At 44.5% G+C, this 14,511-nt stretch carries 10 protein-coding genes; 5 read left to right on the top strand and 5 right to left on the bottom strand.

The window, feature by feature from the left end; all coding sequences use genetic code 11:
* Positions 1-4 precede the first annotated feature (4 nt).
* From OZ660_RS07225 to OZ660_RS07210, 4 genes are all read right to left on the bottom strand, one after another.
* On the bottom strand, positions 5-1,015 hold the full coding sequence (locus tag OZ660_RS07225; protein ID WP_202264782.1) for a sensor domain-containing diguanylate cyclase: 1,011 nt from the start codon (positions 1,013-1,015) through the stop codon (positions 5-7).
* A 111-nt stretch (positions 1,016-1,126) separates the two neighbouring features.
* Positions 1,127-2,860, bottom strand: a complete 1,734-nt coding sequence (locus OZ660_RS07220) for an ATP-binding protein (RefSeq protein WP_274743026.1) — start codon at positions 2,858-2,860, stop codon at positions 1,127-1,129.
* 111 nt (positions 2,861-2,971) lie between these two features.
* Entirely contained in the window at positions 2,972-3,601 is a 630-nt protein-coding gene (locus OZ660_RS07215) for a response regulator (RefSeq protein WP_274743025.1), read from the bottom strand.
* A 138-nt stretch (positions 3,602-3,739) separates the two neighbouring features.
* Positions 3,740-6,085 (bottom strand): TonB-dependent receptor, encoded by a 2,346-nt coding sequence (locus tag OZ660_RS07210; RefSeq protein WP_274743024.1) that lies wholly within the window; start codon positions 6,083-6,085, stop codon positions 3,740-3,742.
* Between the two features lie 282 nt (positions 6,086-6,367).
* Between OZ660_RS07210 and OZ660_RS07205 the strand changes: the two genes are divergently transcribed.
* From OZ660_RS07205 to OZ660_RS07190, 4 genes are read left to right on the top strand one after another with little or no spacing between them, the layout of a single operon-like run.
* Complete coding sequence (locus OZ660_RS07205) at positions 6,368-7,663, top strand: GntP family permease (RefSeq protein ID WP_159628046.1); 1,296 nt, start codon at positions 6,368-6,370, stop codon at positions 7,661-7,663.
* A gap of 15 nt (positions 7,664-7,678) precedes the next feature.
* Positions 7,679-8,935, top strand: a complete 1,257-nt coding sequence (locus OZ660_RS07200; protein WP_446698955.1) for an E22 family MetX-like putative esterase — start codon at positions 7,679-7,681, stop codon at positions 8,933-8,935.
* Complete coding sequence (locus OZ660_RS07195; protein ID WP_446698975.1) at positions 8,932-9,999, top strand: extracellular catalytic domain type 2 short-chain-length polyhydroxyalkanoate depolymerase; 1,068 nt, start codon at positions 8,932-8,934, stop codon at positions 9,997-9,999. The genes OZ660_RS07200 and OZ660_RS07195 overlap by 4 nt, the downstream gene beginning before the upstream one ends.
* Entirely contained in the window at positions 9,992-10,771 is a 780-nt protein-coding gene (locus OZ660_RS07190) for a 3-hydroxybutyrate dehydrogenase (RefSeq protein WP_274743022.1), read from the top strand. Before OZ660_RS07195 ends, OZ660_RS07190 begins: the two co-directional genes overlap by 8 nt.
* 24 nt (positions 10,772-10,795) lie before the next feature.
* Here OZ660_RS07190 and OZ660_RS07185 read toward each other — a convergent pair whose 3' ends face one another.
* Entirely contained in the window at positions 10,796-11,956 is a 1,161-nt protein-coding gene (locus OZ660_RS07185) for an iron-containing alcohol dehydrogenase (RefSeq protein WP_274743021.1), read from the bottom strand.
* 180 nt (positions 11,957-12,136) lie between these two features.
* Here OZ660_RS07185 and OZ660_RS07180 point away from each other — a divergent pair, with 180 nt between their 5' ends.
* Positions 12,137-14,503 carry a fatty acid cis/trans isomerase gene (locus tag OZ660_RS07180; RefSeq protein ID WP_274743020.1) on the top strand — a complete coding sequence of 789 codons (2,367 nt, stop codon included), beginning with the start codon at positions 12,137-12,139 and terminating at the stop codon, positions 14,501-14,503.
* The last annotated feature ends 8 nt before the right edge of the window (positions 14,504-14,511 follow it).

Genomic DNA, 14,511 nt, shown 5'->3' with positions numbered 1-14,511 from the left:
AGCGCTACCCCACTGATTTATGTTTTTCTTTTTTTTGGCGATACATGTTTTGATCCGCCACTTCCATCAACGTGCTCACGGTTTGACCATCATCAGGGAAGATTGAGTACCCCGCACTTGATTGTAGTTGCAGAGTTTGGCCCTGCCAGTTCCATGACTGTGCCAACTGACGAAACAATACGCTAACCATGTTTTGTACTTGCTCTTTCGACACAACTGAAGGAAAAATAGCGGCAAACTCGTCCCCTCCTAATCTTGCAACTAAACCCTGCGATTTATAAGTTTGAGACAACAGATTGGCAAAGGTCTTAATGGCTTCATCTCCTGCACTATGCCCATAGGTGTCATTGATGCTTTTTAACCCATCCATATCAAACAGCACTAGCGAAAACTTACTGTTGTTCTTTTTTGCCAGTTCTATTCTTTGGCGCAGGTCGTCGTAGTGCTTTGCACGATTACCAATACCAGTAAGCGAGTCATGTGTTGCCTTGTAGTACAATTCGTCCTTGGAAAACTCGATAGCATGAAAGATGATTGCTGCGACCATATCTGAGATTAACGACAGTATATAGGTTTCAGAATGTCCGAAGAACTGAGTGGTTTTAGATGCGACTTTTAACACCCCTACACAACTATCGTGATATTTAAGCGGCACTACAAGCATCGAGTTTATCCCAACGCGTTTACAGGCTGTTTTATCAACTCTATCGTCTTGCATAACATCGTCGCTATAAAGAATTTTTTCTTGTGCGACGCATAAGCCAGACAAACTCGAATTTTGCGCTAACCTCAATCCCAAAAAAGGCGCTAGGAGACCGGACGCGGCGCGATAAACCATGTCGCCTTGTTCGGCAAGTTCAATGACAGCCCCATCAGCATCAAGTAACTCCATCGCTTTTTCAGTAGTTAGCGACATAACCATACCAAGATCCAATCCGATTTTTGATATCTCAGTTTGAGCCTCAATAATTTTGAGCATTTTGCTGGGAGGAATAGGAGCAGGTTGCTGTTTCATAATAATAGAAGCGAAGCTGGAATTGGTTGTAACGTTATCAGAAGATTAAATTTTGCGCAGCAAAAATTGGGGTATTGTGTTTTGTACTCGGTTTAGTCGTTGATGGATGAATTAAATACTGCATCTTATTTTTGAGTACGATGCCAAAACGTTTTTTAATAAATCAACATTGACGGGTTTAGTAAGGTAGTCATTCATTCCTGCGTCAAAACACTTCTTTTTTTGACTTTCCATAGCATCTGCGGTTAGCGCAACGATAGGTAGGTTTTTGACGTTATCACCCGCCTTTCCCGCACGTATCATACGAGTGGCTTCATAGCCGTCTATATTGGGCATTTGACAGTCCATTAAAATGAGGTCGTATACATTCGTATTTGTCTTCAACAATATGTCTATCGCTTCTTCACCATCTCGAGCGACGTCAACTTTACAACCCAAGTTATCTAAAATCGCTAACATAACTTGCAAGTTTATTTCATTATCTTCTACCAATAACAAAGCGATATCGATGTTCGATGGCAAAAATTGTGAATGTTCAGTAATACTGCTGATATCATTTCTTCCAGGCAATAGGGTTACAAAAAATGAGAATACAGAGCCTTTTTTCGGTGTACTAGTTACTGTTATCTCGCCGTCCATCAACTCACACAATTGCTTGGTTATTGCAAGTCCTAATCCCGAACCACCGAACTTTCTTGTCGTTGAACTATCTGCTTGTGAAAATGGATTAAAAAGATGATCAATGGCGTTCTCGCTTATACCTATCCCTGTATCAACAACTTCTACTTGTAATTTCACTGCATCTTCGCAACTTATCGTTTTATACCGAATGGTAACGCCGCCTTTTTCTGTAAATTTTATGGCGTTTGAAATAAGGTTATTGAAGATTTGTTTCAGCCGGTATGGGTCGCCAATAACGTTGTTATTCTCAATGGATTGAGGTTCAAATCTTAGCCACAACGCTTTGTTTTCTGCCTGAACTTTATGCTCTTGTTGCAGATCAGTTGTCAGCTTAAGAATATCAAACTCAATATTTTCAAGACTCAACTCACCTGCTTCTATTTTTGATATATCCAGAATGTCGTTGATGATGACCATTAGTGAATTGGCGCTACGTTTTGCCGTCTCTATTAACTGTGCCTGTGTATCCGCTAAATTGCTTCGACTAATGACATCTATCACACCGATTACGCCATTCATGGGTGTCCTGATTTCGTGACTCATATTTGCTAGAAACGTACTTTTAGCTTCGCTCGCCGCTTTTGCTTTTAATTCATGCGCTATTGCGTTATCTCTCTCTTGTCCTAATTCAACCTGCTTGATGATCAACTTTTGTCTTGCAAGGTGAGCAAACCAGCTTAAAAAGGTTGCCATGATTAACGCAAAAAGAAAATGCATCATCATGGGCATGTCGACAGACAGGTTTACAAAAAGCCAGCCAATCCAGTTGAGCGCTATTACTGTTACCCAGTCGCGCCTATTAGACAAAACGATACCTGAAGCAAGGATAACTATAACAATATTGGTCGCTTGCTCAGGAGATTGTGATAACCAGAAGTGAAGAAAACTGTTAACTGTACCGAATACAAGAAGCGATAGAATACCTAGACGCTGTTTTGTCGCGCCTATTCGTGTCGCAATAAGCATTAACACCAAGCTATACACGGTGGTTGTGATAGCAGTAACAACCAAGATCCATTTGAAGTCATCAGTAAGTAACAACCAATGACTTAACGACAGCATTGCATAAAGAATAAAAAAAGCAGCAGCCATTGGCTTTAACAACTGCGTTAACAGCGCTCGTGGTTCTCCTTTTTCCTCGAGCATAACCTCGTTGTTGTCCAATTTTTAATCCCTATATTCACACGTGTTTTTAGAAGCGTAGTAGAGATAGTGGCAAATGTATGTATTGTTACCCTAAAGTATGAAGGGAATGCCGTTATCTATTGCCATTTTCTACACCTGCATGGCATTTTTAAACGCAATTCCCGCTTTGGTCCTATTTATCACGCCAAGTTTCTTCAACACAGCCGACACATGCTGTTTAACCGTAGATTCAGAGATGGCAAGCTCATACGCAATCTGCTTGTTAAGCAAGCCGTCTGATACCATGCGAAGTACTTTGAGTTGATGCGGAGTTAATTGACGCAACTTGCTGGGAAAGTCATCAATTTCATCAACAAACTGTTCTTGCTGTAAATTAGATGGCGCCCATGTTTCACCATCGAGAACTTGCTCTACAGCTTCAACAATAGTCTCAATTGACGCAGATTTTGGAATAAACCCACTGGCGCCAAGTGCCAAAGCTTTTTGCACTAATGAAGCTGACTCTTGAGCGGTGACAATAACAACCAGAACATCTGGGAATTGGGCTTGAATACTTGATAAGCCATGTAGGCCTTCATTGCCTGGCATAGTTAAGTCAAGGAAAACAAGCTCAATGGCATCATCTTCTTCAAGGCAAGAGAGGGTTTCAGGAAACGTTGACGCTTCAACTAGCGCCGTATCAGCCATGGTACTGAGTGCATGGCACATCGCTGCGCGAAATAAGGGATGGTCATCAGCAATCAATATTTTAACAGGCATGAGGCAATCAACGTGTAACAACTTTGTTAATTTATATACTATCACGCCGAGCCAAAATAAGTAGTGTTCGAACACCCATTTTGACCCGACGCGTGACATAGCATTACGCAACTTCGTTGCTAATTAAAATGCATAGACTTAAAAGCGGTAGCCCACGGTGAGGTGTACTGTACGAGGATCGCCATAGTAACCAATAAGCGTTGTATCACCGCCTAGCCCAGGGCCAAAGTTGCCTTGCTCATCACGGGTTACAAAGTCGTAACCGCCTACGAGGTATTCTTCGTCCGTTAAGTTTTTAACATGTAATCCTGCGTACCAATCGCCTTCAACACTCTCCCAACGCGCACTCAGATTTACCATGCCATAAGCATCTTGCTGAATAAGATCACTGGTTTCAAAAATCAAATAATCGTCGCGGTAGTAGTAATTGGCGTTAAACGAGATATCACCGAAATCAGTTTCAAATAAATAGTTCGCGTTAAAGTTGAACGTATTTTCAGGCGTACTCGCTAGGCCAATAAGCGGTGGCGTTGCATTGTTTTTCTTAATTTCAAAATCAATGTACCCATAGGCTACATCGAATTGTAGGTTATCAGTAGCAACCCATGTCATTTCAACTTCAGCACCCTTGGCCGCAGTTTCAGCCGCATTTCTTAGACGCTGATCAAGTGCAGTCGGATCGGAAAGGTCGCCTTCTACACCGATGTATTGTCTATCTTTGTGGTCATAGGAAAACAAGGTAACATTCATACGAAGCGCGTCAGTTAAATCGCTCTTCACACCTAATTCAAAGCTATCTACAACTTCAGGTTCTACACCTGGCTCGTTAACTTGGGCACGAGGGTTAAACGTGCCTGACTTGAAGCCTTGTGAATAGCTCGCGAAAAACATGGTATCGCGGTTCATTTGATACTCAATGCCGACTCTTGGCGTAAAGCGAGACCAACTTTGCACGGCTGGTGCATCAAGTACACCGTCACCATCGCTATCAGACCCCAGAACCTGCGGCACTAACTGGCCATCAGGACGGACATAGCCATCGATCCAATCGGTATACGGATAAACGTTGGCAAAAATAAGACCGTTGTTCACCACTGCCGACTTTTCTTCATCTGTATAACGCGCACCTAATGACAATGAAACTTTGTCACTAATGTCATAGTTAAGTTGTGCGTACGCAGCCCAACTCTCAGAGTTGTTACAGCCTGTGACTTCTCGGGTCAACCCAGGTGCGCCAAGCGCCACACCAAGTACCCCTAGTATTGCATCGAAATTACCGCAGCTTTCACCGTCGTAAAAATACAAGCCAGACACTAAGCTAAAGTTTGTGCCTGCATAATTTGCTTGCAGCTCATGGGTATCATTACTGTCATCATATTCTGCAGGCACATCAAAGATAGGAAGCGGCGTATTGTCAAAATCGATATTGGTTGGCGAGTAGCTCTCGCGATGCGAACCGATATATTTAAGCTCTAAATTTTCACTGACATTGTAGCGCGCCAACCAGCTGTAACCTTCTAACTCAACCTTGTTCCATGTAGGTAGGCTGGTATAAGAGTCATATACTGAGTCAGGTACAGGTGCATCGGTTAAAATACTGGGTAACAGACGATAGCCGCCTTTGGCATTTGATGTATCTTCCGTTTTGTCCCATCCGATTCTAAAAAATAGGTCGTCACTTGGATGAATTTCTAAGGTGACTCGTGCTGCCCATAAATCTTTGTTGTAGTTCTCTTTATCTTGATTAGGCAAGGCGCTAAGTAAATATTCGCCAAAACCATCTCGATTGAGATTCGCATAGCCAACACCTAAGTAAACGGTATCTTCAACTAATGGAAATTGCCCAGTAACACGCACATCTCGTTGGCTGTAGCTACCTACTGTCGCCTCAACGTTCATTTGCGTTTCACCAGACATTTCTTTGGTCACGTATTTAACCGCGCCACCAATAGTATTCTTACCATAGAGTGTGCCTTGTGGACCACGTAGTACTTCAATGCGCTGCACATCCAGTAAATCAAGCACCGCACCTTGAGGACGTGCAATATAAACATCATCAACGTAAATACCGACACCCGGCTCGTAACCCCATAGTGGGTCCTGCTGACCTAAACCGCGAATAAAAGCGGTTAATGTAGAGTTGGTACCACGACTGGTTTGTAATGTTGTATTAGGCGAAAACTGTTGTATCTCGGTTAGGACACTAATCCCCTTTTCACCCAATTCAGCTGCTCCAACTGACGTAATGGCAACAGGGGTTTCTTGCAATGACTCTACGGTTTTACGCGCTGTCACTTCAATACGTTCTAACTTTCCTTTCTCATTTTCCGCCGCTGCATTTTCTACGTCTTGCGCCAACGCAGGCAATGATAATAGCCCTGCCGCCACAGCAACAGCGCAGATGCTACGACGCATCCGTGGTGAGTTTGTGTCATCGCTTGTACGTGTAGAAGCGACAGATGTTGTGTGTGTAGATGGTGACATAGTGAGTCCTTTTTTCTTTTAAGTTTTGTTCACTGCCGGATGTATTGCCTACGGTCCAACTCACTTTAGTTAATTATTTGTTAACAGTATGTAGTACCATCGTACTATGGGATTTTCACAAAAGTAACGTCAAACTTTGAAACTGAATTTTATGCTTTTAATTGATTTGTATCGCATTTATACGGTGTCTTTCTATTTTGAACGACGTCGCGCTATACAAAACTCGTATCGACTTAACTGTTCCGGATCATCTGCGGTCACAGATTTTTAAAGGAAATAACTATGTTAAGTATGATTGGCTTAGTAGGCGGATTGTTGCTGCTTATTGTATTAACAATACGCGGAATGAATCTGTTTATTGCAGCCCCTTTATGTGCGTTAGTCGTTGCACTAACCAACAACATTGCCGTGTTTACCGGCGACGTAAACTTTGTTGAAACCTACATGAGCGGATTTTCAGGGTTTATTGCGTCGTGGTTTTTCATGTTCTTACTTGGTGCGTTGTTCGGTAAGTTTATGGAAGATACGGGCGCTGCCGACGCAGTATCTCGATGGATTATCACTAAAATAGGCTACAAACGCGCGGTGTTGGCCGTCGTGTTGGCATGCGCTATTTTAACCTATGGTGGCGTAAGTGTTTTTGTCGTCGCATTCTCGGTGTATCCAATGGCCGTGAGCCTGTTTAAAGATGCCAACTTGCCGCGACGATTCATTCCTGCTGCAATGGCGTTTGGCTCAGTGACATTTACCATGACATCGGCAGGTTCGCCTGAAATCCAAAACTGGATCCCCATAAAATACTTGGGCACGTCGCCCTTTGCCGCGTGGGAAGTAAGCCTGGTGGTAGCATTGTTTATGGCCGTATTTGGGTATTGGTGGTTAGCCAAAATGATCAGAAAAGCGGTAAATGACGGTGAAGTTTTTGAAGCCCGTGAAAGCGATCCAGAAGTACGCACGCGTGCTCTACCTCATCCGCTTACAGGCATAATTCCGCTTATTGTCGTGTTAGTGATTTCATTTTTGTTTCATGAGTCTTTAGCACAACTGGCGCTTATTTTGGCTTTGGGAGGCGGCGTATTGTGTTTGCTCGCCATTAATTATTCGCACTTTCATAGTTTGTCCTCTGCCATAAATGCAGGTACGACAGGTGCGCTAATTGCAATCGGTAATACTGCTGCAGTGGTAGGTTTTGGCTCTATCGCCAAAAACACCGATGCCTTTCAAAATACCGTTGAGTTAATGACGGCTATTCCCGGTAACGAGTTAATCGGTGCTGCAATTGCGGTAAGCGTAATTGCCGGTCTTACTGGCAGTGCATCTGGTGGGCAGGCCATTGCCTTACCACTTGTTGCTCCGCACTATTTGGACCAAGGCGTTGAACCAGACCAGTTACACCGTATTGTATCAATTTCATCAGGTGCATTAGATTCCCTGCCACACAATGGCTACGTAGTGACAACCATACGAGCAATTTGTCACGAAACCCATCAAGCAGCTTACTGGGCAGTTGGCGCACTTACTGTTGTAGTGCCACTTATTGGTCTTGCGATGGCGATTGGCCTGTTTAGCTTTCTTTAAAGGATGAACATCGACATGATAATGCGTTTTTGCAACACATCAGAATTACGGTTTTCAGTAAACGCTTTCTGTGTGTTCGTAATGTTTGGCTTTTGTGTTCAGTTCGCGCATGCAACGACTGCGGACAACTCAACAGTAGCAAGCCGTAATGGCCATATGCTGGTTGAAAAGCAGGTTTTCACACTAGATAGCTTCACGACCTTCGGTAAAAAGGAAATCAAGCAAGTAAAAGTAGGCTGGGAAGCGTATGGGAAATTATCGAAAAACAAAGATAATGTGGTTCTGATTACCCATTATTTCTCAGGGAGCTCACACGCTGCGGGTAAATACAGCCCACATGATAGCGCACCGGGCTACTGGGACTCTATTATAGGGCCGGGCAAAGCAATTGATACCAACAAGTTCTATGTGGTGAGTGTTGATACCCTTGCTAATTTGAATGCGTTTGACAGCAATGTGGTTACTACTGGCCCTGCGAGTATTAATCCAGAGACAGGTAAACCCTATGGCCTTTCGTTTCCGGTAGTGACTATCAGAGATTTTGTAAACATTCAAAAGGCATTGCTCGAGAGCCTTGGCGTGAGCAAGCTTCACGCTGTCGTTGGACCTTCTATGGGCTCAATGCAAGCCATCGACTGGGCAAGTGCCTATCCTGATTGGGTTGATAGAATGATTTCGGTCATTGGCGCGGGCGAGAGTGATGCTTGGACAACTGCATTTCTTGAACATTGGGCTACCCCGATAAAGTTGGACAGACACTTTAACAACGGCAACTATTACGGTAATACCCCGCCTCGCGATGGCCTTGCTGCATCGTTGATGCTCATTACGCAAAACGCGCTGACACCAGACTTTTTTAATCAACAAGGCAATGCAATAGATTTTCACAATATTGAACAAAACCCGCTGAACGACATTACCGACGACCATTCTATCGTCAAGTGGCTTCGAGAACGTGCTTACGATAGAAGTAAAAACATGGACGCGAATCACCTTTTATATTTAGTAAGAGCCTGCCAGCTGTTTGTAGCAGGTCATCAACAATCGCTTCAGGAAGGCTTAAAAACAATAAAAGCGAAAACACTATTTATTCCATCAACGTCTGATTTGCTCCTAATGCCATATTTAGCTGACAACGCGTATCAGCAATTAACACAAATGGAACACAGCAGTACCTATCGCACGTTAGGTGGAAATTTAGGACACCTGGAAGGTGTAGCAAACATCGAAGCACAGGCCGACGCAATAAAATCATTTTTAGAAAAGGAATAACCATGACAACAAGGTTCAAAATGCTAACTGCTAGCGTCAGTGCGCTTGGGCTATTTGTTTCCACCTGTACGTGGGCACAAGAAATAAAAAGCACAGATCCTGTACCTGCTTTATCGCTGGACGTGAGCAATGTCACAGTGTCAGGGCTCTCATCAGGGGGCTATATGGCGACACAATTTCATTTGGCTCATAGCAGTTGGGTAAAAGGTGTGGGGGTCCTTGCCGCAGGCCCTTACTTCTGTGCAAAAGGCGATATAACTACAGCCCTCGCACAATGCGTCAATAAGGTTGAAGGCAATATTGATTTAAGTGCGCTAGACGAGACTGCTTTGCAATATGAAGCGGCAGGCAAAATTGATTCACTGAGTCATCTCAAAAACGCCAAAGTTTGGCTGTTTCATGGTACGCAAGACACCAGAGTGATCGCAGAGGTCAGCAACTTACTGCATCAGCAATACACATCGTGGACAGACACTTCAAATATCAAATACATTAACGATAAGCCTATGGCTCACGTATTTCCTACCGTATCAACAGGCGTTAACTGTATGAAAGCAGAAAGCCCTTTTATTGGTAATTGCGATTACGATGCCGCTGGCGACATGCTTAATCACTTAATAGACGGACTTAACGCACCAGATAAGGCGCTTAGCGGTAAATTGCACACTATTGATCAGCAAAAAATTGCTGGCAGCAACGCTAAGACACTAGCAAGCGAAGGCTTTGTCTATGTTCCAGAAAGCTGCGCAAAGGGACAAGCATGCCGCGCGCACATCAGCTTTCACGGCTGCAACCAGTATGCCGATGCGGTAGGCGACGCATACACAACACAAACAGGCATCAACGAATGGGCGGATGGCAACAATATTGTTGTGCTTTATCCGCAAACTAAAAAATCACTCTTTATGCCGTTAAACCCGCAAGGTTGCTGGGACTGGTGGGGTTACTCTTCTTCCGATTATGCCAACAAAGAAGGGGCACAAATAATAGCGGTAACGCAAATGCTGCAATCACTTTCAGCCTCTGTAAATCAAACTAATACAGATGGAGTAGCCAATGACTAAGCGTACGGTATTTATCACTGGTGGAGCTAGCGGCATCGGTTTTGGTATGGCAAACGCTATGGTGCAACAAGGGCATCACGTCATCATCGCAGACATCAATGAACAGGCAGCCCAAGAAGCCGCGGCAAAACTTGCCCACGATTCAGGTCATCATGGCGGCTCTGCAAGTGCAGTGGCGGTGGACGTGTGTAATGCGCAACAGGTCTCAGCATTACCGGAAGTACTTGGAAAGCTTTCAGTAGATGTGCTTGTTAACAACGCCGGCATTCAGCATGTGTCTCGACTTGAAGATTTCCCTGCCGACAAATGGCAACAACTTATCAATATCATGTTGGTTGGCCCCGCATTACTCACACAGGCGTTCTTGCCTAGCATGCGAGCTCAAAACTTCGGTCGCATCATTAATGTCGGCTCTATCCATTCGGTTGTTGCTTCGCCCTATAAATCGGCTTACGTCGCAGCGAAGCACGGTTTGCTAGGTTTTGCTAAAACCGTTGCGCTTGAAACTGGCGATTGTGATGTCACCATAAACACACTGTGCCCTGCCTATGTCAAAACACCTTTGGTTGAGCAACAAATTGCTGCGCAAGCCAAAGAAAATAACCTAACGAAAGACGAAGTTATCAATAAAATAATGCTGGAACCAATGCCTAAGAAGCAGTTTATTAGCCTTGAGGAATTGGCCGATACCGCATTATTTTTAATGTCAAACAGTGCGCGTAATATAACGGGTCAAACCATGATATTAGATGGCGGCTGGACTGCACGATAGTTAATTCTAGGTTTTATGGTGTACTTACTCCCACAGTGCACCATAAAGCTCTACCATCTCATCGATAGTTGGAATTCTCGGGTTATTACCCGGCGAGCCTGAAGCCAATGCTTGTTCTGCCATGGTGGTAGTCATCGCCATAAACGTGGCTTTATCAATCCCAAAATCAGCAGGTGTAGGCACCTGCAGATCAAGATTCAAGGCCCGCAATTCATTAAGCAGCTTGTCATTAGCCAATTCATCACTGTCAGATTGCGTTGCTACCCCCATGGCGCGAGCACATTGTGCGTATCGCACTTTTGCACTAGGAATAGAAAAAGCCGTGACAGAGGGCAGTAACATGGCATTGGATAGACCGTGAGGCACATGAAATGCGGCGCCAATTGGACGGCTCATACCGTGCACTAAAGCAACCGACGCGTTAGAAAATGCGATACCCGCCAAGGTTGACCCTAACATCATCGATTCTCGTGCACGCTCATTGCTAGGGTCGGCAAACACCATACGCAAATTAGGTGCGATTAACGCCATTGCTGACAATGCTTGCGCATCGCTGTATAAATTTGCCTTTCGACTGACATAAGCCTCAATGGCATGGGTTAACGCATCAATGCCAGTATCGGCGGTCACGCGCCGGGGCAAGCTTAGGGTTAAGGAATAATCCACCAAGGCCGCTGTCGGCATAAAGCCGCGCCCTACGCATAACATTTTCTCACTGGTCTCATCATCAGTAATTATGGTAAAGCGGGTGACTTCAGAGCCGGTACCAGCTGTGGTAGGCACGGCAATAATCGGTAACCCAGCATCATCAGTAACCTTGGGAAACTTGTAATCGCGCATTTGTCCGCCGAATTTACCCAATATAGCAATGGCTTTAGCACTATCAATGGGGCTGCCACCACCAAGCGCGACAATACAATCGTAATCCCCCTCGCGCACAATATCCACGCCGGCGCGAATAGAAGAAACCGTAGGCTCTGGCACCGTGTCTGAAAAAATATCCATGTGAATATCGCGTTCTGCCAGATAAGCGGCCATCTTGGCAGCGTACCCCAATTCAACCATGACGTGGTCAGTAACCAGTAATGGTTTGCTGCATTGAAGGCTTGTAAGTGTATCTACAATACGCTCGCTGGCGCCCTTCCCTATGTGCATAAACCTTGGCAAGATAATTTGATATGACATGATTGCTCCTTGTGCCTATTAGGTCATTTAGTGTAGCCCATACAAAGCGTAATAATGCATACGCTAATACAAATCGAAAACCGACTGGCTACCGTAACAAGTACAATAACAACAATTTATTTACGCTATCACTAAAAGATAGTGATAGTGTGAAGTAAGATTTAAGTAAGGATACGTCTGATGAGTAATTTGGTAAAAACCGTAGTTGTACTCGCGGTACTGGCAGTGGCGGTTTTGATTTGGCAATGGATTAAGCCCGATGCCCAACTGCTCAGCCCGGCGCAAAATACGTCATTTTCACAGCCACTTCCCGAACACTTTTTTACCCAACAAGTAAACCCTGTACTTACCAAACGCTGTGTGGTTTGCCATGCATGTTATGACGCGCCCTGTCAGCTAAAAATGACCTCACCGGAAGGCGTGTCACGGGGAGCCAATAAAGAAAAAGTTTATGAAGGCACTCGGCTGACTGCGGCAACGCCCAATCGACTCTTTTTAGACGCGCACACTATCGATGAGTGGCGTGAGCGCGACTTTTTTGATGTTTTACCAACAAATGATGATACTTCCGCCCCCACACAAACGTCGGTACTAGCGCAAATGTTGTTACTTAAGCGCCAGCATCCACAACCCACTTCAACGCATTTGGGCGAAGGATTTGATATTAGCCTCAATCGCGCTCAACAATGCCCTACTATAGATGAAATGGACAGCTATATTGCCAAGCAGCCTATGGGTGGTATGCCTTACGCATTACCTGGGCTAAATGATAAGGAACATACAACCTTATTACAGTGGTTGCATCATGGCGCACCAATGCCGAAACAACCAAACCTAAACGAGGCGCAGCGCAAATCTGTGGCCGAATTTGAACAATGGATAAATGCAGAGGGCAACAAAGCGCAACTTTCTGCTCGTTATATTTATGAACATTTGTTTACTTCACATCTTTACTTTGAAAATGCTTCAGATAACCAATCAAGCGAAACACCACAGTTTTTTAATTTGGTGCGTTCGCGGACACCGCCAGGCAGTGCTATTGACGTAATTGCAACAAGACGCCCATTTGACGAACCTGGCGCTGAACGTGTGTATTACCGTTTACAAAGCGTACACTCCACTATCGTTAGTAAAACGCACCAACCCTACGCCATAAACGATGACCTTATGGCGAAATGGAACACGTGGTTTGTAGATGCCGACTTCGATGTGCCTGCGCTTCCTTCTTATAAGCCGGAGGTAGCAGCGAACCCGCTTACCGCTTTTACTGATTTACCCGTTAAAAGCCGCTACCGCTTTATGCTTGAGCGCGCTCAAAATACCATTATGGGTTACATCAAAGGGCCAGTGTGCCGAGGACAAGTCGCATTAAACGTAATCAATGACCGATTTTGGGTGTTTTTTGTCGAGCCAGATGTAGCTGCCGCCGATGACGTCAATGCGTTTTACTCTTCGCAACAACACAACCTGCATCTACCGGCAGAAAAAGACAGCACTGCATTGGCGGTCAATTGGGTAAAATACGCAGAGCGCCAAGGCGATTACATGCGGGCGCGAAATAAATTTCTTAGCAATACATTTAAGCAAGGTGAGCACTTAAATATCGACAGTATTTGGGCAGGCGATGGTGATAACACGAATGCGACGCTTACGGTATTTAGGCATTTTGACAATGCTACTGTTGTAAAAGGCATGGTTGGCACTGCGCCGAAAACGGCTTGGGTGATTGACTACGCACTTCTTGAACGAATTCACTATTTGCTGGTAGCAGGCTTTGATGTTTACGGCAACTACGGTCATCAACTAATGACACGGCTTTATATGGATTTTCTTCGTATGGAAGGCGAGTCAAATTTCTTGAACTTACTCCCCCCAGATACTCGTAAGACGCTGTTGGCCAAGTGGTATCAAAATTCGAGCAAAGAGCTTACAGACTACCTCGAAGGTGACATTAATAGCTTTGACCAACAAAGCGGTATTACTTACTCTTCATCAACACCGCAAAAAGAACTCTACACTATGCTCGCAGAACATTTAGCACACGTACAGCCGCAACCAGAGCGCTTAGCACCTGCCGTGTTGAACCAACAAAAACACAATATTCTTTCATCAATTAACGACTTGCCTGCCAAGCAGGCCACGATATTGCCTGAAACCACTATTTTGATGATAAGAGACGACGAAAAACCGGACAATATTGACGTGTATACTATTTTGCGAAACAGCGCCCACTTTAACGTCAATAGTTTGTTTGAAGAAGAGGAAAACCGAGATGTAGCAAACGACTCCTTAACATTAGTGCATGGTTTTTTGGGAAGCTATCCAGATGCATTTTGGCAACTGAATGCCTCTGAGGTTGAGCAAACACTCACACTACTACGTCAAATGGAAAGCGAGGAAGACTACGAAGCATTGCTAGATAAAGTGGGCATGCGTCGCACTAATCCAAATTTCTGGGCATTTAGCGATACACTTTTGCAGTGGTCAGAACGCCACTACCCCATAGAGGGTGGCTTGTTAGATTACAACCGCTTAGAAGATCGTTAAACAGGTTA

Source organism: Alteromonas sp. 009811495 (assembly GCF_028865455.1).
Taxonomy (GTDB): Bacteria; Pseudomonadota; Gammaproteobacteria; order Enterobacterales; family Alteromonadaceae; genus Alteromonas.
The sequence above is the reverse complement of the archived record's forward strand: the minus strand, read 5'-3'. Positions and strand labels throughout refer to the sequence as shown.

What these genes read in the sequence shown, in the direction of transcription:
- OZ660_RS07225 (WP_202264782.1), bottom strand. Translation starts at nt 1,015, where the DNA reads ATGAAACAGCAACCTGCTCCTATTCCTCCCAGCAAAATGCTCAAAATT.
- OZ660_RS07215 (WP_274743025.1), bottom strand. Translation starts at nt 3,601, where the DNA reads ATGCCTGTTAAAATATTGATTGCTGATGACCATCCCTTATTTCGCGCA.
- OZ660_RS07210 (WP_274743024.1), bottom strand. Translation starts at nt 6,085, where the DNA reads ATGTCACCATCTACACACACAACATCTGTCGCTTCTACACGTACAAGC.
- OZ660_RS07205 (WP_159628046.1), top strand. Translation starts at nt 6,368, where the DNA reads ATGTTAAGTATGATTGGCTTAGTAGGCGGATTGTTGCTGCTTATTGTA.
- OZ660_RS07200 (WP_446698955.1), top strand. Translation starts at nt 7,679, where the DNA reads ATGATAATGCGTTTTTGCAACACATCAGAATTACGGTTTTCAGTAAAC.
- OZ660_RS07190 (WP_274743022.1), top strand. Translation starts at nt 9,992, where the DNA reads ATGACTAAGCGTACGGTATTTATCACTGGTGGAGCTAGCGGCATCGGT.
- OZ660_RS07185 (WP_274743021.1), bottom strand. Translation starts at nt 11,956, where the DNA reads ATGTCATATCAAATTATCTTGCCAAGGTTTATGCACATAGGGAAGGGC.
- OZ660_RS07180 (WP_274743020.1), top strand. Translation starts at nt 12,137, where the DNA reads ATGAGTAATTTGGTAAAAACCGTAGTTGTACTCGCGGTACTGGCAGTG.